The 21,795-nt window shown below is 43.6% G+C and carries 18 protein-coding genes; 17 read left to right on the top strand and 1 reads right to left on the bottom strand.

Going from position 1 to position 21,795, the window contains the following annotated elements; all coding sequences use genetic code 11:
• Positions 1 to 386 precede the first annotated feature (386 nt).
• Positions 387 to 1,847: a sugar transferase gene (locus ACEW9I_RS17765; RefSeq protein ID WP_373541664.1), complete on the bottom strand. Its 1,461-nt coding sequence runs from the start codon at positions 1,845 to 1,847 to the stop codon at positions 387 to 389.
• A gap of 1,158 nt (positions 1,848 to 3,005) precedes the next feature.
• Between ACEW9I_RS17765 and ACEW9I_RS17760 the strand changes: the two genes are divergently transcribed.
• From ACEW9I_RS17760 to ACEW9I_RS17680, 17 genes are all read left to right on the top strand, one after another.
• On the top strand, positions 3,006 to 3,350 hold the full coding sequence (locus ACEW9I_RS17760; protein WP_373541663.1) for a hypothetical protein: 345 nt from the start codon (positions 3,006 to 3,008) through the stop codon (positions 3,348 to 3,350).
• A 143-nt stretch (positions 3,351 to 3,493) separates the two neighbouring features.
• Entirely contained in the window at positions 3,494 to 5,293 is a 1,800-nt protein-coding gene (locus ACEW9I_RS17755) for an ABC transporter ATP-binding protein (protein ID WP_373541662.1), read from the top strand.
• A gap of 61 nt (positions 5,294 to 5,354) precedes the next feature.
• The gene (locus ACEW9I_RS17750; RefSeq protein WP_373541661.1) at positions 5,355 to 6,263 is read left to right on the top strand and encodes a glycosyltransferase family A protein; all 909 of its coding nucleotides are present in this window, start codon (positions 5,355 to 5,357) and stop codon (positions 6,261 to 6,263) included.
• Between the two features lie 70 nt (positions 6,264 to 6,333).
• On the top strand, positions 6,334 to 7,278 hold the full coding sequence (locus tag ACEW9I_RS17745; protein ID WP_373541660.1) for a glycosyltransferase family 2 protein: 945 nt from the start codon (positions 6,334 to 6,336) through the stop codon (positions 7,276 to 7,278).
• A 21-nt stretch (positions 7,279 to 7,299) separates the two neighbouring features.
• The gene (locus ACEW9I_RS17740) at positions 7,300 to 8,202 is read left to right on the top strand and encodes a glycosyltransferase domain-containing protein (protein ID WP_373541659.1); all 903 of its coding nucleotides are present in this window, start codon (positions 7,300 to 7,302) and stop codon (positions 8,200 to 8,202) included.
• Between the two features lie 69 nt (positions 8,203 to 8,271).
• Positions 8,272 to 9,531 carry a glycosyltransferase family 4 protein gene (locus ACEW9I_RS17735; protein WP_373541658.1) on the top strand — a complete coding sequence of 420 codons (1,260 nt, stop codon included), beginning with the start codon at positions 8,272 to 8,274 and terminating at the stop codon, positions 9,529 to 9,531.
• Between the two features lie 37 nt (positions 9,532 to 9,568).
• Positions 9,569 to 10,840, top strand: coding sequence for a glycosyltransferase (locus ACEW9I_RS17730; protein ID WP_373541657.1), 1,272 nt, complete (start codon positions 9,569 to 9,571; stop codon positions 10,838 to 10,840).
• A 185-nt stretch (positions 10,841 to 11,025) separates the two neighbouring features.
• Entirely contained in the window at positions 11,026 to 12,132 is a 1,107-nt protein-coding gene (locus ACEW9I_RS17725) for a hypothetical protein (protein WP_373541656.1), read from the top strand.
• 42 nt (positions 12,133 to 12,174) lie between these two features.
• Positions 12,175 to 13,344, top strand: a complete 1,170-nt coding sequence (locus tag ACEW9I_RS17720) for a DUF563 domain-containing protein (RefSeq protein ID WP_373541655.1) — start codon at positions 12,175 to 12,177, stop codon at positions 13,342 to 13,344.
• Positions 13,345 to 13,478: 134 nt separating this feature from the next.
• Entirely contained in the window at positions 13,479 to 14,219 is a 741-nt protein-coding gene (locus ACEW9I_RS17715) for a class I SAM-dependent methyltransferase (RefSeq protein ID WP_373541654.1), read from the top strand.
• A gap of 248 nt (positions 14,220 to 14,467) precedes the next feature.
• Positions 14,468 to 15,466: a hypothetical protein gene (locus ACEW9I_RS17710; protein ID WP_373541653.1), complete on the top strand. Its 999-nt coding sequence runs from the start codon at positions 14,468 to 14,470 to the stop codon at positions 15,464 to 15,466.
• A 45-nt stretch (positions 15,467 to 15,511) separates the two neighbouring features.
• Positions 15,512 to 16,678 carry a glycosyltransferase family 4 protein gene (locus tag ACEW9I_RS17705; RefSeq protein ID WP_373541652.1) on the top strand — a complete coding sequence of 389 codons (1,167 nt, stop codon included), beginning with the start codon at positions 15,512 to 15,514 and terminating at the stop codon, positions 16,676 to 16,678.
• A 62-nt stretch (positions 16,679 to 16,740) separates the two neighbouring features.
• Positions 16,741 to 17,664, top strand: coding sequence for a glycosyltransferase family 2 protein (locus tag ACEW9I_RS17700; protein ID WP_373541651.1), 924 nt, complete (start codon positions 16,741 to 16,743; stop codon positions 17,662 to 17,664).
• A gap of 104 nt (positions 17,665 to 17,768) precedes the next feature.
• A complete protein-coding gene (locus tag ACEW9I_RS17695) occupies positions 17,769 to 18,914 on the top strand; it encodes a glycosyltransferase family 4 protein (protein WP_373541650.1) in 1,146 nt (381 codons plus the stop codon).
• Between the two features lie 52 nt (positions 18,915 to 18,966).
• Positions 18,967 to 19,350, top strand: coding sequence for a hypothetical protein (locus tag ACEW9I_RS17690; protein ID WP_373541649.1), 384 nt, complete (start codon positions 18,967 to 18,969; stop codon positions 19,348 to 19,350).
• A gap of 22 nt (positions 19,351 to 19,372) precedes the next feature.
• On the top strand, positions 19,373 to 20,611 hold the full coding sequence (locus tag ACEW9I_RS17685; RefSeq protein WP_373541648.1) for a glycosyltransferase family 4 protein: 1,239 nt from the start codon (positions 19,373 to 19,375) through the stop codon (positions 20,609 to 20,611).
• Between the two features lie 9 nt (positions 20,612 to 20,620).
• Positions 20,621 to 21,778 (top strand): glycosyltransferase family 4 protein, encoded by a 1,158-nt coding sequence (locus ACEW9I_RS17680; protein WP_373541647.1) that lies wholly within the window; start codon positions 20,621 to 20,623, stop codon positions 21,776 to 21,778.
• The last annotated feature ends 17 nt before the right edge of the window (positions 21,779 to 21,795 follow it).

Here is a 21,795-nt window from a genome sequence, read left to right as displayed (position 1 = left end):
GTTAATGCCACAGACTGCTGTGAGTCTACTTTTATTAGAAATCGAGCGTCAGCGAGAATTTCTGTTGTCACAGGGGCTGGCATTCGAGTTAGTTTCACTGGAAATTTAGTGCCTATATACTAGTGCAAGATGTGAGTAAATTAATAAAAATTAGGGGTCTAAATCCTCACTTTCAAAACTTCGCTCTCTTGTCTTGACGCACACAACCTGTCTGGTCGGGTCACCCGCCCAGTGAAGGATACACCTCCAGGTCGATGCGTCGCTGATTCGCTGTCTTGACCCAAACACATGCGGAGGGAACCTCCGCGTGATTTGGGTCGCTAAACCCTCGGCAGATCCGAGGAGCGCGAATCACTGTCAACTGTCAACTGTCAACTGTCAACTGTTTAATAACCTCCCTCTCTAAATAAAACCACCTTAATTGTTTCGAGCAATATTTTGATATCGAGAGTCAAAGACCATTGCAAAATATACACCATATCCCAGTAAAAAATCTCGTCCGAATCGACACTGGCACGTCCTTTGACTTGCCATAGTCCAGTAATCCCAGGTAAAACTTCATAACGTAAAAGTCGATCCTGAGAAAGTTGTCCGATGTCTTCGAGCGATCGCTCATAGTCTCTAATCGCGAGCGGACGCGGCCCAACTAGACTCATTTGCCCTTGTAAAACGTTGATCAACTGTGGCAGCTCATCTAGACTATACTGGCGCAAAAATTTACCAATTTTGGTGATCCGAGGATCGGCTTTAATTTTAAAGAGGACTCCGCCTTTAACTTCATTTTGAGCTTCCAATTCTTGCTGAAGTTCATGGGCATTTTCGACCATCGTCCGAAATTTCCAAACTTGGAAACGACGACCTTTTAAACCAACGCGATCTTGCTTATAAAAAATCGGACCTGGCGACGATCTTTTGACAAGAATCATAATTATCGCCAGCAGTGGTGAGATGCTAATTAATATTAGTAGCGAGGCAACCGCATCAAATAGCCGTTTGAGCCGGAACTCAATTCCAAAAATTGGTAAAGATTTAAACCGCAGCGTTGGAATTTCTTCGATCATCTTGGTTTCCGCAGACCGTTGTGGTAGCGGGAGATCGGTCGGCACCATCCGCAGATGAATTCCGGCTGTTTTTAAATTCCAAAAAAACATGATTTGATTATCGATCACCTGTGGAGAGCAAATAAATACCTCGCTCACTTTGCGCGATCGAATCCGATCGATAATCTGTCCCAGTTGACTCTGCATATCCCAAACCGACAAATCGATGACGCTATCAACTCGAAATTGTTGAGATCGCTTGAGTAATTTTTTCACCCGATCGATATCCACGCGGTCTCCCAGCAGCACTATTGCTTGCTGAAAAACTTGATGATGCTTACGCATCTGGATCGTCAGTGCGTCAACTATAAATCTGGCTCCGCCGATCGACACAAAGTTGAGTACCAAAGAAATCGCAAAGACCGAACGTGACATCCACCATAGTCCAGGTCGCTCGAAAAAAGCCGCAGCGAGGATGACGACCTGTGCCAGCAACAACGATTTGAACAATTTGGCAAATCGATGTAGCTTATCATCAGTCCCGTAGAATCCTGAAGCAGCGAGAGTGCCGATATTTACCGCTAGCATCGGGGTCATCGTTTCAGCGATTTGGACTCCAGGCGTCGGTGTCCCGAGGCGATTGGCGATCGTCCAGGATACACTCAACATCAGCATATCTAACAAGATCGAGATCGTCGGTCGCAGCAGCATCTGCGGTGTTCGCCACCGAATCGATCGATTTGTGGCTCTGATATCTTTGGTTTGCCACAGACTAACTGCGGAATCAGTTTTTTTGAGATCGGTCATGCGATTGCTCCCAAGGTCAATATATCTAGGATTAGATAGCCAGACAACCGGACACGGTTTGCCAACACACTATCTTTAGTCAGGCTGAGAGTTGCATCTAGCAGTAGCCAGATATCATTCGATATCTGCTCTCATGAGCGATAATATCTGCAAGAAAATACTCAAAATTGGTGAATATTTGAAATATGTCTCTTTAGATACAGATGCTAGAGATTACATAAAATTTAGTAGTAGATTGAAAAGATTCAGTTAATTTCAGTATATCCAGTAACAATCTGCGGATTTGTTTGAGCAGAATATTTTCAGATTGGCATAACTTGATACTAAAAATATTAATCAATTTGGATCTTGCATTTCTCTATAGATCACTATCGTTGTGTTCGTAGCGATCTTGGTTCCCAATAACTAGCGAAGTCTGTCCAGATGCTGCTTTATGAACAACTTTTCATTCATAGTCTCCCAAACGCACAGATAATGTCAATAATCATTTGGCTGAATCTTCGGCTTTTTCTTGACCTACAATACATACTTTTTTTCGATCGAGTAAGATGACATCGATCTTTGACTCGATCGCCTACAGCCTTTAGAGAATAACGATTAGAGCTTAGTTACAACCTTCATCAAAGCTGGATTTTGTTTTTTAAATTAAAATTATCAACCTGAGCGATCGACAGATGGCATCAGCAGGTAAATTGAATGGTGCAAATGGGCATCAGGGCTATTGTTCAGTAGCGATCGGCTAAGCATTATCCGAAAATGTGCAACTATAATTAGCTAAAATGCCTCAAACCCAGACTAGAAGTCTAAAATGTTTTATGTGTGAGTGCTGTTTGAGTCTACGTATTTTTGCGTATTGCCAATTCAAGAGAGATTCTGTTAAGGTGGTCGTCAAGGTCTAACTCGGCGATCGCTGAAAATTATTTGGTTATCGTAGCAGTCTGACTTTTGTACAAACTAAATAACTTACTTGTTAAATCAGGAAAGGAGTGGGCTTTGATGGTCTGTTTAGATCTCAGTCTCTCCAACGTAATCTTCCCATTTTTGTTTGCTACTCAACTGGTACGGGAGATCGAAGTGCAGAAAAGGTGTGACCAAAATCGAAAACGAACCAAAAGGCGAGCTATTTGCTGTCCGATTCATGGAGAGTACATTGATAGTGTGAGTAAAAAGTACCCGTTGTTTGCCGATTGTGCTAAACAATTGCAGCAACGAGGGGTCTCTCGACAGAATGCCTTGCGGTTGGTGGCAAATCAGATGGCAGTACCGATCGCGGGAGAATGGATTGAGGCTTTTTGGTGCGACTCATGCCAACAAACCAAGTGGTATCACGTATGCAAAGGCGAAGATGGCAGTTTTCAAATTGCGATCGCCCAAAGGGAACTGTGGCAATATGCCAGTGGGGCAGTCGATCCCGAAGGCAATCCCTCTGTCGGTCAGTTTACACGCAGGAATTCTCGGATGCTGGGCTGCAATCTAACCAAGGACTTCCTGTTTATCATCTAGCGTTTTATCCGAGCATTTTCTACTATTACCGATCGACGCTCCGCACAGATCACCTCACAGGCAATGTCTGAACTGTATTTCAAGCAAATTGTAGTATTAAAATATCCTTAGTATAATATCTGCTTGGCTAGCTTTATATTCTTATGCGTCAATACCTATCTAAATTTCTATACATCCTTAAAGGCAAGTACAAAACACTCCTGTTGATGGTATCGCTTTTTATTTTTGTTTCTTGCCTGGAAGTGATAGGTACTGGCTTGATTGGACCTTTTATCTCTTTAGCTACCAACCCCGATTTAGTTGCTAGTAATAAACTGCTCACTACCATTTATCAATGGTTGAAGTTAGAATCACAGAATCAATTTCTGATCTTGCTAGGTTGTGTAATTATTGCCATTTTCTACTTAAAGTCATTTCTGAGCTTTAATTCGCAACGATTTATTTTTGAATTTGGCTTTAGACAGCGAGGGGAGCTAGCGGCAAGACTAATGCACCGATATCTAGCAGCCCCATACACCTTTCACCTGAGTAGGAATAGTGCTTCGTTGATTCAAAATATTACAACCGAGACAGAGCACTTTAGTAATGGTGTGATGATGCCAGTACTGACTTCTATCTCTAATGCCATAGTCACGTTGGCACTCGTGGGACTACTGGTTAAAACCAACGTAATGGCAATGGTAGTGATTGGTGGAATTTTGATAATTTCATACGGATTATTAGAATCTTCCAAAAACAAAATCGCCCGCTGGGGTAAAGAATGTTCTGATGCGCACACTGAGATGATTCGGTTGATCAATCACGGGATGGGGGGTATCAAAGAAACGAGAATAATTGGCTGTGAGTCATACTTTGAGGACAAAATGAAAGCTCAAATTAAGCAGCACTCAGTCAGTTCGAGTTTGGCATTAAGCTTTAGCAATCTACCTCGATATGCGATCGAAGCTTTTCTAATCACCTTTCTAGTAGTATTCACTTTTTTATTCGTATCTAATAGCAAGGGGGATGTCAGAAGTCTGAACTCGGTGTTGGGAATATTTGCATTAGCTTCTATTCGGCTACTTCCAGCAGTTGGCAATCTACTATCTTCTATTAATGGGATTAGATATAACGCTTATGCTCTAGATAAAATCTATCTAGATTTGCGGGAATTAGAAAGTGCTAATATACCCAGTATAAATAAATCGATCGCCAATATAAATAGTGTTAGTAGTCTCAGCGATTCTAAAAGATTAGTTTTTCCATTCAAACACTCGATCGAGCTAAATAATATTACATATAGCTATCCTCACGCTGAAAAAAAATCGCTGGAGCGCATTTCACTCACGATCGACAAAGGCGAGTCCATTGGTTTGATCGGTAAATCGGGGGCGGGAAAAACGACACTTGTAGATGCCTTGTTAGGTTTGTTAATTCCCCAAGCAGGGGACATTAAAGTCGATGGTCGCTCGATTTATACAAATCTGCGAGCTTGGCAAAATTCGGTCGGTTATGTGCCTCAATCGATCTTTCTAATCGATGATACCTTGGCTAGAAATATTGCCTTCGGCGTTGAGGATCGATCGATCGATCTGCATCGGCTCCATCGGGCAATTGCAGCAGCACAACTAGACGAACTCGTCGAGCAATTGCCCCACGGTCTCGATACGATGATGGGAGAAAGAGGCGTACTTCTCTCTGGCGGTCAACGTCAAAGAGTCGGGATCGCTCGCGCACTCTATCACGAGCGGGAAATCCTAGTTTTTGATGAAGCAACAGCAGCCTTGGATAATGAAACAGAGGGTTCGGTCACGGAAGCAATTAAAGCTTTGAGCGGGATCAAAACCACGATCGTAATTGCCCATCGCCTGTCTACCTTGGAACATTGCGATCGCGTTTATCAGCTAGAGAAAGGTCATTTAGTCAAGTCGGGTAGTTATCGCGAAGTTGTGTTAGAGAAGTAGGTAGCTAGCAAGTAAATTCGACGAGTCTTCAATTATTCACATTTAGGTGATTTTTATCTATATGTCCTGCTCGACACCCGTTGTATTTTTGATTTTTAATCGTCCTGAAGTGACAGCCAAAGTTTTTAAAGCGATCCGTCAAGCTCAGCCCAAGCAGTTGTTTATAATTGCTGATGGTCCGCGTGCGGACAAGCCTGGAGAAAGCAAAAAATGTGCCCAGGCGCGAGAAATAGTCAATCGAGTCGATTGGGATTGTGAGGTGTTCAAGCACTACTCTGAGACAAATTTAGGCTGTGCAACTAATGTATCTCAAGGAATTACTTGGGTATTTGATCGAGTCGAATCAGCAATTATTCTTGAAGATGATTGCCTGCCACATCCCGACTTTTTCACCTTTTGCGAGCATTTACTACACAAGTATCGAGATGATAATCGGGTCGTCCATATTTCGGGTAACCATCACTTACTCAGCTATAAAAGGCGACTGGAATATAGCTACTATTACTCCCGTTATCCGCTGATTTGGGGGTGGGCAACTTGGCGGCGCGCCTGGAAAAATTTCGATTTAAAGATGGAGCATTGGGTCGATTTTGTGGAAGGAGGATGGCTGGAGAAGTTCCTCGATGACAAGCGAGCAGTGTATGTCTGGGATAGAAACCTCAAAGATATTCAGACAAATCCGCATACATGGGACTATCAGTGGCTGTTTAGTTGTTGGACGCAGTCGGGTCTGGCAATTCATCCCCAGGTAAATCTAGTTTCTAATATTGGCTTTGGTAATTCAGCAACCCACACTAGCGATACCAATAATTCCTGGTCGAATCTACCTGTATCATCGTTGTCCTTTCCGCTCAAGCATCCACCGTTTATGATTCGGGATACTCATGCAGATCGCCATCTCCAAGATACGATGTTCGATCCGAGTCGGATTAATAAATTATCGATGTTTATCGACAAGCTGCTGGTATAGTCATCCGGTCTAGGTGCGGAGATCGCCAGACCGATCTAATTATTTATTCTAGATCGAACTTAAATTGAGTATGTTAGTTTCTGTTGTTATTTGCACCTACAATCGTTCGGATTTACTAGCGAAGGTAATTAAAAGCTTAGTGTGTCAAACCTTCGATCGAGCTAAATATGAAATTATCATTGTCGATAATAACTCATCAGATAATACTCATGATGTAGTTAAATCCTTTGCCGATCAGGAAAATTTACGTTATGTTTTTGAACCAACTCAGGGTCTATCACATGCTAGAAATACTGGTTTGAAAGAAGCTGTGGGAGACTACGTATCTTACTTTGATGATGATTGTATAATTCCCGATCGCTGGTTGGAAAAAGCAGCAATCTCGATCGAGAAGTTGCAGCCAGCCGCATTTGGTGGCCCGACACTTCCCGAATATTTTACGCCTAAGCCTGCTTGGTTTAAGGACTCTTATCACGCTCACAATTTAGGTGATGAACCAAAAAACTTGTCTTACGAACATGGCGAGCTTTTGCATGGAAATAACATGTCTTTCAATCGCCAAGCTCTAGAAGCTGTTGGCGGGTTTAATACCGAGTTAGGGATGTCTGGCGATAAAATTGCTTATGGAGAAGATATTGTCATCCAAAAATTGATTCGGAAGTTGGGAGCGGAATACCAAATTTTTTACGATCCAGAACTTTATATTTATGATGTAGTTCGACCGGAGAAAATGCAGATAATGTGGGTTGCGCGCCAGAGGTTAATCTCTGGTCGCTACTCGCAGATCGTGTTACCGGACAATCCCAATAAGTTTGAACTCAGTAGATCGATCCGCATTCCACTGAGAGTAATTTTTCGTTCGGCAGCTTTGGTTTGGAGCTGTGGAGCGTCAGCAATCTGGCGAGATCGCACTCACTATCCTCATGTTGAAAATTATCTTTATGAAAGAAGTTTCGAGCATTTACACGCTCTAGGGAGAGTGTATGAAGAGATCATCGCTACTAGTCGTTATTAAAAAATTAGATATGATTCATGTATGATTATATTTCAAGTTAAAAATAAGAAATTTAACACCTATCCTTCAATCTTTCATCATCCAGGCAAAATAGGCGATGGAAATAAAATACTGGGAATTATTCAGCTCAAGAAGTTATTTTTTGCTTCAATTTGCGAGAAGGAAAATGGTTGTTTTATAGATCACAAAGAAAAAATATCTTTTAAGATTCCAACACCTAGTTCTTCTATCTCAGCAGTCGCAAATAAATTAACTGTTGTATTTGTTAGTAATCTTAAGGAGATTGGTAGTGGACCTAGAAGCCTTGATTATTTTGGTGTTCCATATCGTATAATTGGTTCTCAAGTTGAACAGTGGTCAAATGAACTAAAGCTTAAATTATTAAATGATGAATTGTCTAGTATCAAGACCAAATATTTTATGCTTTTAGATTCTAATGATACTTTCATAGTCAATGATTTTAATCGAGCAATGAAAATATTTGAAACTTTGTTTGATTGCGATATTCTGCTAAATGCTGGACAGAATTTGTGGCCTAGCTGGCCTGATGAAATGAGAGAACATCAATTATTTTGCGATCGGATAGGCGAAAGAGTGAAAAGTAATCATAAGTATGTCAATACAGGCGCATTTATTGCAAAGACTGAATTTTACAAGGAAATTATGAAAACCTTTGATATAGATAAATCGCCATTGCCTGGAAGCGATCAAGCAGCTTTTTATCCTTTATACAAACAGTACTACCCTAAAATTCAGCTAGATCATACATGTAAAATATTTCAATGTGAATTTGACGAAGAATTAGAGATTGAATCATCTATTTTGCCATGGTATAGAAAGCATTTAGTACATACTAAGTCTCTTGCTTACCCACTATTTAAAAAATATGCTTCATGGCATAGAAATAAAAAGAAGTTATCTTGATGTTTACCTATTAACTTAAGTTAACATTTTCTTTGATTGTTCTTGGTGAGAGATGTTTAATACATAAGCATGAAAATATTACATGTAAGTTCTTTTGACTTGTCAGGCGGGGCAGCTCGGTCTGCTTATCGAATCCATCGGGGATTGCAAGAAGCTGGAATTACCTCTCAGATGCTTGTTCAATTTAAGTCTGTTACTGACCAGTCAGTAACCACATCTGAAGGTAAACTTTTGGCTAGAGTGAGATCTTTTTGTAATGACTTAACACTGAGTAATCACTCTCAATCTATGTTTTCCTCTCAGTGGTTTCCGGATGCGGTCGCTTCTAAAGTGGATGGAATCGATCCAGATATAGTAAATATAAACTGGATTTGTAATGGTTATCTTCAAATTGAAACACTTTCAAAATTGAAAAGACCTCTAATTTTTACGTTGCAAGATATGTGGTCTTTTACTGGAGGATGTCATTACAGTCTGGGATGCGATCGCTACACGATATCCTGCGGTAATTGCCCCCAACTTCAAAGTCATCGTGAAGCAGATCTATCGCGATCGGTGTGGCATCGCAAAGCCAAATCATGGAAAAATCTTGATCTAACGGTAGTTGCCCCGAGTGAGTGGATGGCAACCTGTGCCAGAGCGTCCTCCCTATTTCGGGATGTGCGAGTGGAAGTCATTCCGTTTGGATTGGATACTAGCGTCTTTAAGCCGATCGATCCGCGTATTGCCAGAGAGTTGTTGAATTTACCGCAAGCGAAGCAACTGGTGCTATTTGGGGCGATAGATGCCACAGGCGATACCCGCAAGGGATTTCATCTATTGCAACAGGCTCTACATCATTTGCTGGAGAAGGGCTGGGGCGATCGGATCGAATTGGTGGTTTTTGGCGCTTCTAAGCCAGACAAGCCCCTGGACTTGGGCTTTCCCGTTCATTACTTGGGCAAGTTACAAGACGATCTGTCGTTGCAAATTGCTTATGCTGCTGCCGATGTGATGATTGCCCCTTCAATTGAGGAAGCATTCGGGCAGACAGCTTCCGAATCCCTCGCTTGTGGTACGCCCGTTGTCGTGTTCGCAAACACGGGTTTAGCAGACATTGTCGATTGCCACCAGAACGGTTATGTTGCTAAATACTGTGATACGGCAGATCTGGCACGGGGCATTGCTTGGGTGCTAGAGAACTCAGAGCGACACCAACGCTTGCGTCAGGCTGCGCGGGAGAAGGCAGTACGCGAATATGCGATGCAAGTCCAAGCCCATCGATACCTCTCCTTGTTCCACAAAATTCTCGACAGTTCTCAGCCCATTGCTGGCTGGTCGCACTCCTGAAGTATCGGTAATGTGGATTCCACCTCGTCAGTAAGTCATGAAGTATTCTTCCCCCGCGCCACGGTCGATCCAAAACTCACCTCGGTTAATGTTATTCGACCTAGCTTTGGGTGGGCATCATGGTAATTACATTCAACATTTGATCGATCGAGCGTACCAGCAAGGATTTGGCGGAGCGATTGATATCGTAGTTTTACCGCAATTTGCGGAAGTTCATCAAGATACAGTCGCAGTTATTGACACCTATAAACATCCGGCGATCGCTCTGGTCGCGATATCAGCAGCAGAAGCAAAGGCATTAGGTTCGCGCGATTCCGGCATGAGTCGCGCCCTGCGTAACTTGCGAGAATGGCAAATCTTTTGTAAGTATGCCAAAAATTTGCAAACAACTCACGCGCTGATCATGTATCTCGATACCTGCGAACTCCCCCTCGCGATCGGGATGCACTCACCTTGTCCATTTTCAGGGATCTACTTCAGACCGAGTTTTCACTATGATATGTTTGAAAGCTACCGTCCCGATCGGCAGGAATGGCGGCAACACTGGCGCGAACGGATCGCTTGGGAGCGGATCTTCCGCCATCCGCAGCTTCAGACGGTGTTTTGTCTCGATCCTTTTGCCGTGACAGCGATCGCATCCCGACACCACAATACCAAGATCGTCCATCTTGCCGACCCAGTTCAACCTTACCCAGTGCTGCCATCAGATCTGGCAACTTTAAAAACAAAGTTGGGGATCGAAGTACATCGACAGGTATTTTTACTATTTGGCGCGTTGGATCGGCGCAAAGGGATTTACCAGCTCCTCGATGCGCTCGAATTATTACCACTAAAACTTTGCCAACATCTGTGCTTGCTATTAGTGGGTAAAACCAACCCGATCGATCGAGCAAATATTCACCAAAAAATTACTGCACTCGGACCTACCCATCCCATTCAATCGATCGAGCAGTATGACTTTATTCCCGAAGCTGATGTCCCTAGCTATTTTCAATTAGCAGATGCGATCTTGGCTCCATATCAACACCACGTTGGCATGAGTGGAATTCTACTGCTAGCTGCGGCAGCGGGCAAACCCGTACTCAGTTCTGATTATGGTTTGATGGGAGAACTGGTTCGGCGGTATCAGTTGGGGCTGGCAGTGGATTCGACCAAGCCGACAGCAATTGCCCAGGCACTGACTACTTTTCTATCGGCATCGCCCCAGACAATAGGCAACCCCAGTCAAATGAAATTATTTGCCGCACAAAATTCGATCGATCTTTATGCCAGCACAATTTTTCAGCACTTAGTTCCAGATAGTTGTTAATTTAATGATTCATTCGTTCGGTCGATCTCGATCGCTTCGATCGACTGTCTGAGTTTACTGCGACCTACGAGCCTTGAGAAAATTATGTTTTGTCAAAAAAATTCGACCGAATTGCCAGATTGGGATATTTGCATATTTAAAGCGCGATGGAAATCTCGGTCGATCGATCGTTGGAGAGTCGTAAGATGGTAAAGCAGATTCTGCAAATTATCCCGACACCGCCCAATAGTTCTGATGGCATCGGCGACTATGCTTTACTACTGGCAATCCAACTGCGTCAAGATTTTCAGGTCGATACTCGGTTCCTCGTCTTTCGCGATGATGTGCCTGTAGAGCCAACCATTAATGGGTTTGCCAGCTCCCGATTGCCAGCTCACAATCCGGCGGCATTCTGCTCCTCGATTCCAGCCGATACCAAAGTCATCATCATCCATTTCAGTGGTTATCCCTATTTCCATACCAATCTCAAAGGCGCGTTTGGGATTGGCACTCCTTTCTGGTTAATCGATGCTTTGCGATTGGTTGTAAAATCTCATCAACTCAAACTAATTGTCATGTTTCATGAGTTGCCTAAATTGCATTGGCAGCAATTTTATGTATTTGAGTTCCTCAATCCGATTCACAGTATTGTTTCGCGCCGTCTTGCTAGGATGGCTGATGCGGTCTTAACCAGCAGTACCAACCTGCAAGCGATTCTCTCTCAATGGCTAGGGAAAGATATTACCAAAATTTCGATCTTTTCTGGGATTGGGGAACCTGAATCCGTGCCGCCATTCGGCGCGCGTCAACCGCATTTAGTTATTTTTGGGGGTTCTCCTCGCAACCGGATCTATCAAAATCATTTTCCAGCACTGATTCAAAGTTGCAAATTATTGGGGATTGAAGCAATCTATGATATCGGCCCGCCGCTGAAATTGCCTGAAGATCCGAGTTCGGAGATCGAGTTAGTAGCAATGGGGTTCCTCTCCCAGGCAGAAATTAGCCAACGGCTACTGACAGCAAGAATCGGTTGTATCGACTATACTCCCTTCCCTGGCAATCTCGCTAAATCCAGCGTATTTGCCGCCTATTGCGCCCACGGCTTACTACCAATTTTGACTCGATATAATCCCTCCGAAGCGGATGGCCTGCATCTGGATCGACATTATCTAGTGTTAGGTAATAAATTAGACGATGTTAATTTAGATCGAGCGGCAGCAATCGCCGATCGAGCGCATGAATGGTATCAGAGTCATACGATCGCCGAGATCGCCAAAACTTTCTTTGCGTGTATTGCTAACGCGATCGCCTAAACTGTAAGCCCACCTAACTTGTAAATTAGAAGTATCATCCTCATGGTCAGTAGTTCGTGGCTAAAGCTAATCAATGATTTACCATTAAGCTCAGAAATATTAGGGTCGCCTGGGGGCTTTTATGCATCTACTTTAGAATGGGTCGCTATCGATCGACTAGCGCAATCTCAGATCGATCGAACTTACACTTCTATTTACTCCAAAAATATCATCGTGAGGACGCGGCTGCCGAAAACTGTAAATGGCGAAATACCTCCAGAATTTCAACAACAGTTGCAGACAGAAACTCCAGAAATATTTATAGTCACGATCCCAGAAGGAAGAGCTTGGAGTGACTGTGCCATAATCACTCCAGATGACAGACTACTAGCAGACATCTCAAAAGCTTATGCACCGATCGAACGACACCCCATCTTCCAAAAATGGAAGTTACGTCCCGCAAGTTACATCAAAGGAACTGTAGTTGTTTTGGCTGTGCTAGGGGGCGGTCATAATTATTATCACTGGATGTTTGAGGTTTTACCTCGGCTCAGCTTGTTATTTGCTAGTCATATCGGCATCGATGATATAGATTACTTTTTTTTAAATAACTGCAAGCTTTCCTTTCAGCAGGAGACTCTTGCTATACTAGGAATTCCGATGGAGAAAGTAATTGAATGCAACAAGAAATCTCATATCAAAGCCAGAAAACTAATCGTTCCTTCGCTGTCTGGTAACACATTTGATGTTCCTGCTTGGGTCTGCAATTTTCTGAGGAGTAAGTTTCTTAACAGTGAGATTAAAAGTTCTGTTGGTGATAAACGGCTATATGTTAGCCGCACAGATGCTGCCTATCGAAAGTTATTAAATGAAGAAGAAATTATAGATTTTTTAAGTAGGTATGGGTTTGAGGATGTGAATTTAACGTCAATGTCAGTTACCGCACAAATTGCACTGTTTGCCTCTGCTGAGGTAGTAGTAGCTCCTCATGGCGCAGGGCTGGCTAACATCGTCTTTTGTCATCCTGAAACTAAGTTAGTCGAATTATTTCCACCTACCTACGTTAAACCTTACTTCTGGTTTCTCAGCAATCATATTCCGCTTGACTATTACTGTGCGATTGGGGAAGCAGATCCAGATACTTCTTTTGGCAAATCCCATAGCTATACGCACAATTTTTATATAGATATCAACAAATTATCCGAAGTTATGATTATTGCCGATATTCATTAGACTTCCTGTAAAAGTCAGAAGATGAGAAATAGTAGTATTCAAGTATGGAGATAAACGATGAAAAGCAGTAATTATGCTGAGTTATAAATTTACCAAGATTGGTAAAATTCAGATAACAATCGAGCTAAAAAGTTATGAAAATTGATTACGATCATGCCAGCAATGTACATACGATCGAAGGAGCTGCTTCTGCGCTGCCATCGCTCCTTGATGGGGTGAAACCAAAAAGTCTGTTAGATGTTGGCTGTGGCATGGGAGTGTGGCTAAAAGCCGCCTTAAAACTAGGAATCTCAGACATCTATGGCATTGATGGAGTAGAAATCTCCGCCGAGAACTTGCTGATACCGCGCGAACTCTTCAGGCAACAAGACTTAACTCAGGAATGGAATCTAAATCGCCGCTTTGATGCGCTGCTGTGTCTGGAAGTTGCCGAACACTTAGATTGCTATTTCGCGCCTCAATTAGTTGCCAATCTCACTCGCCATTCAGACAATATTTATTTTTCGGCTGCTTGTCCCGGTCAAGCAGGTCAACATCATGTCAATTGTCAATGGCCAGATTATTGGCAACAGCTTTTTAATAACCAGGGTTTTGTCTGTTCTGATGCACTGCGTTGGAAAATTTGGAATGACTCGCGGATTGAGCCTTGGTACCGCCAAAATATCTTTAGAGCACAACGCAGTCCCGAAGCTGGAAGGGAGCCTCGAATCGCTGCTGTCGTCAATCCTGACATGATTACTTGCGTGATTGGCGAACATCTAGATAAGCAAATTAAAGATGTTGAAGATGGATCTTTGAGCGTTAGTTCTTATTTGACTCTACCGTTCAAGGGGATATATGCAAAATTCAAGCGTCAAGTCGATCGCATTCAATAAAATTAATCCGATCTCTAAATCTAAATTTTTGGGGATTATGAAGGTAGAAATTTGATCGAGAGAATGTATCCAAAATTTATCTTTTATTACAAGTAGATAGGCGATCGAACTAACAAATTAGTCATTTTGCGGAGTTGTAAAATTACCGAAATTGGTAGGATGTCAATGGTGATGTAAGAATTATCCGCATCAGCTTCTCTGTTGAAGACACTTACGGTTCCATCAGTAATTAATCTGGAGCGTTTATTATGTCTGAGTCCATAGCCTTTATTCTATGTACTGAGGGCGGTCAGCTAGAGCAAGAATCTTTACTGATGGTTGAAAGCTTTCGTAAATATACAGGAAAATTTAAGGAGTCACCGCTGTTCAGTTTTCAGGTGCGTGAGCAGAACGACGTTTTACAAGCAACGATCGACAAGCTCGCATCATTTAATGTAGAGCATCGAAAAGTTGTGCTCAACACGAATTATCCAAACTATCCGCTAGCGAATAAGCCACTGCTCTGTGCGTATGCAGAGCAAACTATCGATGCTGATATCATTGTTTTTCTAGATAGCGATTTGGTATTTTTTTCCGAACCTAAAGAATTTATGTTGTCGCCAGAATATGATGTGGGGATTCGCCCCGAACATCACAAAATGATTGGTTCGGAAGGGACAACCGATCCAAATGAGGCATATTGGCTGCGTCTTTATCAGATTACTGGAGCGCAAGATTTAGAGCGATACGTCACCACCACAGTAGATCGCAAAAGAATCAGAGCTTTCTGGAATTCAGGCGTAGTTGCAGTGAGAAGAAAACTAGGAATCTTCACTGCTTGGAAGCAGACGATCGAGCAGCTTTTAGAAGTAGGTACTTCCATTACAAAAGAGAATTGGTATTACGAGCAGTCAGCTCTTTCTGCTACTATCTGTGCCTTAACTGACAAAGTTTTTCACTTTTCCCCTGGTTATAACTACCCAGTGCATTCACACAACGCAATGCCAGCAACAGAACGATTGAGTAGTTTTGAAGAAATGGTCTGTATTCACGACCATCTATTTCGACCTAGAAAAGAACAATATCGGGAAAGAACTTGGGTAAAAACATTAAAGTGGATGAAGGAATTCGATCGATCGACACCCAAATACAAATGGCTCTACGAATATTTAGCAGCGCACAACCCCAAACCCAATCTCGCTCAGCAGACCTTAGAAACCGTGTTGTTCTTACCTGGAGTTGAATTACTTTTACCTTATAAAAAGTAGGAAGATCGATCGGAGCTATTATTTTGTAACGATAGGAGTAAAGACGTGCGACAGAAATCGTTAGATCGGGTTGCTTGGTTGCTCCCGGCAATGGGCACAGGTGGGATCTCATTTCAACATCTTCTGGCTGAGTTCAGCCGGATATATCCTAATACAACTACTTTTACCGGACAGTGGCCTGGTTATGCGGCTGGATTCGAGCAGACTTTTATCGTTGAAGAAGTGGGCGCAACGCACTACATCGAATTGGGCAAAGCAACTAATGGCTATACGATCGGTTTTTCTGCTGCCTCACCACAGATCGTCAGTCGTCTGTGGCAATTTAAGCCTCGGATCGTTTTTGCCAATGCTTTTACCACCTGGACCGCGATTGCCTTACTGCTCAAACCCATTTGTCGCTGGAAGGTAATTATTACCTACGAGGGCGGTTCACCCCTCTACGAAAGTCCTAGTAGTTCTACTATTCGCTATCGGGCGCGGCAATGGATGGCACAATTATGCGATGCGTTTGTGGTCAATAGTCAAGCAGGGAAATCTTACTTGTTGGATATTTTGCAAGTCAACCCACAGCGGGTATTTGCCAGACCATTTCTGGTTCCCAGCGTGAAAGCTATGATGCAATCTTCAGCCGCCGACGAACTTCCCCAGCTAGATCCTCACGCCAACAGATCGATCTTCCTGTTCGTCGGACAAATTATTCCCCGGAAAGGACTCAAAAATTTACTAGCAGCTTGTTTGCAGCTCAAACAGCAGGGCTATGAGGATTATACGCTGGCGATCATTGGTGATGGCGAACAGCAAGCGGAGCTGGAAACCTTCGCAAAAGAGTCTGGTTTGGCGCAACAAGTTAAATGGCTGGGTAAAATTCCCTATCGCTGTTTAGGTGCATACTTTCAACTTGCTGATGTATTTATTTTCCCCACCTTTGATGACATCTGGGGGATGGTACTCACGGAGGCAATGGCTTTTGGCAAACCTGTCATTTGCTCTACTGGAGCAGGAGCCGCAGAAATGGTGAATAACGGCGTAAATGGTTTTCGATACGATCCCGATCGGATCGAGCAGTTAGCCGCATATATGATTCGGTTCTTGGATACACCCGATCTCATCCAAAAAATGGGTGTTGAATCCACGCAAATCATGCTAAGGAATACGCCTAAAAGTGCGACATTATGTTTTTTTGAGGCGATCGACTACATTAGCGATCGCTAAATATTTAGAGATAAGCATCGCTGTAATATTTAATAGTACTCAATAGAAAGTGAGGAATTCAGATGAAAATTTATGCATTATGCCTTGCCAAGAATGAAATTGATATTATCGAACAAACCTTGACAAGTGCAGCTCAGTGGTGTAATTTTATCTATGTGTTTGACAATGGTAGTAGCGATGGCACCTGGGAAAAAATCTTAGAGCTGGGCGATAAATATCCGCAGATCGTTCCTTATAAGCAAGATGCTTGCCCCTTTAGCGAGAATCTGGGCGGTCAAATATTCAATCACTACCGCGCCAATTGTATGGACGGTGATTGGTGGTGCAGGTTAGATGCCGACGAAATCTACATCGATAATCCGCGTGAATTTATCACAAAGGTTCCCCCAAAATATAAGGCAATTGTCACTGCTGTTTTTAACTATTATTTCACCGATCGAGATCTAGAGCTGTATGAAAGCAATCCAGCCCTTTACGCTGATGATGTCCCCGTCGCTAAAAAGTGCCGCTACTATCTCAATAATTGGTCGGAGCTGCGCTTTTTTAAGTATTCGAGCAGTTTAATTTGGGAAAGCGATCGCCAATGGCCTTCTGGATTAACTGGCGATGCTTACCCCGTTAGGATCAGACAAAAAAACTTTCAGTATCGTTCTCCCCACCAAATTGAAAAAAGGCTAGAAATTCGGCGCGCTGCTGCTGCTAGAAATAGCTTTCCCCACGAATCGCAGTCAGATTGGAAGAAAATGGTATTTAACAATCATTTGGCACCTGCAAATGTCGATTACGATCGACCCGATACCCAAACGTGGAAAGATCGGATTCTCGAAGCATCAGCATTAGATTATGACACGGATGATGGTAACTATGTCTTGCGCGAACAGCTCATGCCTAACTTGTATACGATGAGTTTAATTTGGGACTATCGATCAAATTTGAATAATTTATCTAAGCGGATTTTCAGAAAAGTGAATACTCTGGTCAAATAACTACTTGCAGATACGTGCGGATCGTGAAATTAATGAAACTTTTGAAAATAAAAACGTCACTCGATCGATCTCCTATGCCAGTCAGTTTCTTGGGTACTTAGCACATGCGAATAGTAATAGTTCGCCGAGAACAGGGAATCGCACTCAGCATGGATATCTATGCAGACAATTTAGTGGCTGGATTGAGAACAATCCATCCCGACTGGGATATTGTTGAAATAGCTCCCGAACCCTGGAGCAAACAGGGCAACCAGTGGCAATCTGGTACGGGGCTGCGTAAATACTACGAACGGTTATGGCGGCATCCTCAGGCAGTCCAACGATTAGAAGGGGATATCTTCCACATTATCGACCATAGCAATGCTCATGTGGCTTACTGGCTCAAGCACAAAAGCTGTAAGATAATTGTAACCTGTCACGATCTGGTGCAATTCATCTATCCAGAAATCCTCAAGGGTCAATCGCGTTTTCCCGCTTTGAGCATGGCTTCGTGGAAATATTCTGTAGGCGGCATCGCTGGTGCCGCTCGGACGATCGCCGTATCCACTAATACCGCAAATGATGTAGCTCAATTATTACACATTCCGCCAGCGCATATTGCTGTCGTTCCCAATGGCGTAGAATCTTATTTCCACAGGCTGCCAGCAACGAAAATAGCCGCGATCCGACAACGCTATGAAAGCTCGCCCACCAGCTTCTGCTTGCTAAATGTGGGGTCGAACCATCACCGCAAAAATCTTCCCACAGTCTTGCGCGCGCTGGTAATGCTGCGCGATCGGGGCGTGGATGTCAAGCTATGGAAAGTCGGTGAAAAATTCGCTCCAGAACTGTCTGCTTTCATTCAATCTCATCAGTTAGAATCGATGATTACATTTATCGATCGACCCGACAAAACCACACTATTGGAAATTTACAATGCTGCTGACGTATTGCTCGCGCCTTCACTGTATGAAGGCTTTGGCTTGACGATCTTAGAGGCGATGGCTTGCGGGACTCCCGTGATTACCTCCAATGTATCTTCCTTACCAGAAGTAGCTGGAAATGCGGCTATTTTAGTCGATCCGCTAGACATTGAGGCGATCGTGGCAGCGGTTTGTCGGTTGCGCCAAGATGCTAACTACTATCAAGCTACAATTGAGCTAGGGGTCGAGCGAGCCAGTCTCTTTACTTGGCTTAAAGCAGCCGAGCAAACAGCATCTATCTACGAAGATTCGCTCAAAACAACACAACAAACACCTGTAAAACCCTAGGACTGCAAATTATCAATCGGAGCAAGCCGATGAAAAAATAACCAGAATTAAAATGATTCGGCGAGATAACTGGTTGATTGCAGCCTGTCAAAACAAGAAAGTATTACCTATTGGCTGTACGGATAGTCCGATTACTGCCGAAAAGATTGCTAATCGCGAACTCTTACATTTTAAGCTAGCAGAGGCTGCCGACGACATTATCGGACTAGATATCGATCGGGAAGGGATCGACGAGTTACCAAAACTGGTGCCACACCACACTTTTCTGCTCCATAGTACCCAACACACCCACCAAAGTTTCTCTGATCCATTAGGCGACATTTTCGTCGGCTCAGTTGCTCCTGTGGAGAAAAACGTCTCTCCTTATCTTCACCCTTTACCCCTTTTAATAAGATTAAATTATCACTTTTACTCAGTTTGTCTAGCAGTTATCTAGCGTTAGTGGAAAAAAATTTAAGATGAAAGTACTTCTATCTGCTTATGCCTGTGAGCCACATAAAGGCTCCGAACGCGGAGTCGGTTGGAATGTCGCTAGCGAAGTCGCCAAATATCACGAAGTTTGGGTATTGACTCGCTCCGATCAAAGCAAAGAAGCGATCGAAGCAGAACTGGCACTCAATCCGATTCCCAATCTACATTTTGTCTACTTTACACTCCCCTTTTGGCAAGATAGCCTTAGGTGGGGACAGTCTGGGGCGATGCAGTTACACTACTACCTCTGGCAAATCCAGGCATATTTCGTGGGTAAAAAACTTCATCAAGAAGTTGGGTTTGATGCGATCCACCATGTCACTTTCGTTCGTTACGCCAGCCCTAGTTTTTTGTCTTTCCTACCCGTGCCGTTTGTTTGGGGACCAGTTGGTGGCGGCGAATCTGCGCCGCTATCATTTTGGCAAGATTTTAGCTGGAAAAATAAGCTCTACGAAGTAGCGCGGTGGGCATGGCGATCGATTGGCGAACTCGATCCTTTTACATTGCTGACTGCGCGGCGGAGCGCGATAGCCTATGCGACGACTCCAGATACCGCTGCGCGAGTGCATCAGCTAGGCGCGCCCAACGTCCAGATCTGCTCGGAAACTGCCTTGTCAGCTCGAGACATCACTCAACTCGATCGATCCACACCCCCTGACGATACGCCAATCCGGTTTATCGGGATCGCCCGCCTGCTCCATTGGAAAGGCTTTTATTTGGGTTTGCGTGCCTTTGCCCAAGCCAATTTAACTGATGCTGAGTACTGGATTTTGGGTGAAGGACCAGAACTCGAACGACTCAAAGAGCTGGCAATCGATCTCGGTATAGCCAATCGGGTCAAGTTTTGGGGCTTGTTGCCTCGCGATGAGGTGCTCCAGAAGCTCTTACAAGCGACGATTTTGGTACATCCCAGTCTGCATGATTCTGGTGGATGGGTGTGTCTAGAAGCGATGGCTGCGGGAAAACCAGTAATCTGCCTGGATTTGGGTGGACCAGCAGCACAAGTTACCTCGGAGACTGGTGTTAAGATCCCCGCCGATAACCCAGAACAAGCAGTGCAGGGGCTAGCTAAAGCGATGGTGCGACTAGCTGGCGATCGCGACCTACTGTTTAAAATGGGGCAATCTGGACAGCAGCGCGTGCAGGAGTGCTATAGCTGGGAAGTCAAAGGCAAACAGCTCGCCCAGATCTATGCAGAAATTGTTGTTAGCAAAACCGCTAAATAATTACTAACCATGCACGTTTTAATTTCTGCCCTACATAGACCTTCAAAACCAACCGGAGTTTGCCGACATGCCGCAAATCTCGCCCGTTGTTTGGTCGATACTGCTGAGATTACCAAAGTTACCTTGCTCATCGGCGCATGGCAGCGGCACTACTTTACAACTGTTTTCGACCTTTGCTCCCACAAGATCGATATAATTAGCATCGATATTAAAAATAGCTCTTTAGCGAGAAATATTTGGTTTTGGTCGGGACTACCAGAACTTGCCGATCGACTGCGACCCGATCTCGTCCACTTGTCATTCCCGCTACCGTTTAGGCGATCTCAATTTTCATGTCCGGTCGTTGCTACGATTCACGATTTATACCCCTACGAATATCCAGAAAATTTTGGCAAAATTCAGGCATTTTGCAATCGACTGTTGTTGCGGCAGTGTATCGAGCAAACTGATGGACTCATCTGTGTTTCCCAAACCACTCTGGATCGATTAAAGTTTTTCTTTCCCCACCGTCCCGTTAGTAAAGCCTCTCCTGTCAAGATTCAACAAAAGCTGAGTGTAGTTTATAACATTGTCGATTTCGATGAGATCGAACCTAAAATCCCCAATTTAGTCGAGCAACGAGAGCGGGTATCATTTTTATTAAATGTAGCTCAACATCGCAAAAACAAAAATCTCGATTTACTAATTAATGCCTATGCATTATTATTAGAGACAGAACAAATTGATGAGGCAATCGAGCTAATTATCGTAGGGAGTCATGGACCAGAAACAGCAAATCTGATCCGACAGATTCAAGATCTGAAACTAACAGCAAAAATACATCTCTTGGCAGCGATCGACGATCGCGAACTCTGCTGGCTCTACCAGCATTGTCAGGCATTTGCGATCCCTTCAGCGATCGAAGGATTTTGCTTACCGTTAGCCGAAGCGATCCACCTATCTTGTCAAGTTGTTTGTTCTGATATCCCGATTTTCAGAGAAATTGGCTCATCAGACTGTACCTATTTCGCTCTCCACGGCGATCCGATCCAAAATTTAGCAGCAGCCATACTTCAAACCATCCAGCAACCGCTACAATTTATCGATCGCCAATCTTCACGCTTCTCAAAAAAAGCAATTGCTTCTAGATACTTACAGTTTTACTTTGATGTTTTAGATCGACACTAGTAGCAAGGTGTAGTTAA

The organism is Chamaesiphon sp. (genome assembly GCF_041738855.1).
In the GTDB taxonomy this organism is placed as follows: domain Bacteria; phylum Cyanobacteriota; class Cyanobacteriia; order Cyanobacteriales; family Chamaesiphonaceae; genus Chamaesiphon.
The sequence above is the reverse complement of the archived record's forward strand: the minus strand, read 5'-3'. Positions and strand labels throughout refer to the sequence as shown.

What these genes read in the sequence shown, in the direction of transcription:
- ACEW9I_RS17740 (WP_373541659.1), top strand. Translation starts at nt 7,300, where the DNA reads ATGATTATATTTCAAGTTAAAAATAAGAAATTTAACACCTATCCTTCA.
- ACEW9I_RS17680 (WP_373541647.1), top strand. Translation starts at nt 20,621, where the DNA reads ATGCACGTTTTAATTTCTGCCCTACATAGACCTTCAAAACCAACCGGA.
- ACEW9I_RS17720 (WP_373541655.1), top strand. Translation starts at nt 12,175, where the DNA reads ATGGTCAGTAGTTCGTGGCTAAAGCTAATCAATGATTTACCATTAAGC.
- ACEW9I_RS17730 (WP_373541657.1), top strand. Translation starts at nt 9,569, where the DNA reads ATGAAGTATTCTTCCCCCGCGCCACGGTCGATCCAAAACTCACCTCGG.
- ACEW9I_RS17755 (WP_373541662.1), top strand. Translation starts at nt 3,494, where the DNA reads ATGCGTCAATACCTATCTAAATTTCTATACATCCTTAAAGGCAAGTAC.
- ACEW9I_RS17735 (WP_373541658.1), top strand. Translation starts at nt 8,272, where the DNA reads ATGAAAATATTACATGTAAGTTCTTTTGACTTGTCAGGCGGGGCAGCT.
- ACEW9I_RS17690 (WP_373541649.1), top strand. Translation starts at nt 18,967, where the DNA reads ATGATTCGGCGAGATAACTGGTTGATTGCAGCCTGTCAAAACAAGAAA.
- ACEW9I_RS17685 (WP_373541648.1), top strand. Translation starts at nt 19,373, where the DNA reads ATGAAAGTACTTCTATCTGCTTATGCCTGTGAGCCACATAAAGGCTCC.
- ACEW9I_RS17750 (WP_373541661.1), top strand. Translation starts at nt 5,355, where the DNA reads ATGTCCTGCTCGACACCCGTTGTATTTTTGATTTTTAATCGTCCTGAA.
- ACEW9I_RS17765 (WP_373541664.1), bottom strand. Translation starts at nt 1,847, where the DNA reads ATGACCGATCTCAAAAAAACTGATTCCGCAGTTAGTCTGTGGCAAACC.
- ACEW9I_RS17745 (WP_373541660.1), top strand. Translation starts at nt 6,334, where the DNA reads ATGTTAGTTTCTGTTGTTATTTGCACCTACAATCGTTCGGATTTACTA.
- ACEW9I_RS17715 (WP_373541654.1), top strand. Translation starts at nt 13,479, where the DNA reads ATGAAAATTGATTACGATCATGCCAGCAATGTACATACGATCGAAGGA.
- ACEW9I_RS17695 (WP_373541650.1), top strand. Translation starts at nt 17,769, where the DNA reads ATGCGAATAGTAATAGTTCGCCGAGAACAGGGAATCGCACTCAGCATG.
- ACEW9I_RS17710 (WP_373541653.1), top strand. Translation starts at nt 14,468, where the DNA reads ATGTCTGAGTCCATAGCCTTTATTCTATGTACTGAGGGCGGTCAGCTA.
- ACEW9I_RS17700 (WP_373541651.1), top strand. Translation starts at nt 16,741, where the DNA reads ATGAAAATTTATGCATTATGCCTTGCCAAGAATGAAATTGATATTATC.
- ACEW9I_RS17725 (WP_373541656.1), top strand. Translation starts at nt 11,026, where the DNA reads ATGGTAAAGCAGATTCTGCAAATTATCCCGACACCGCCCAATAGTTCT.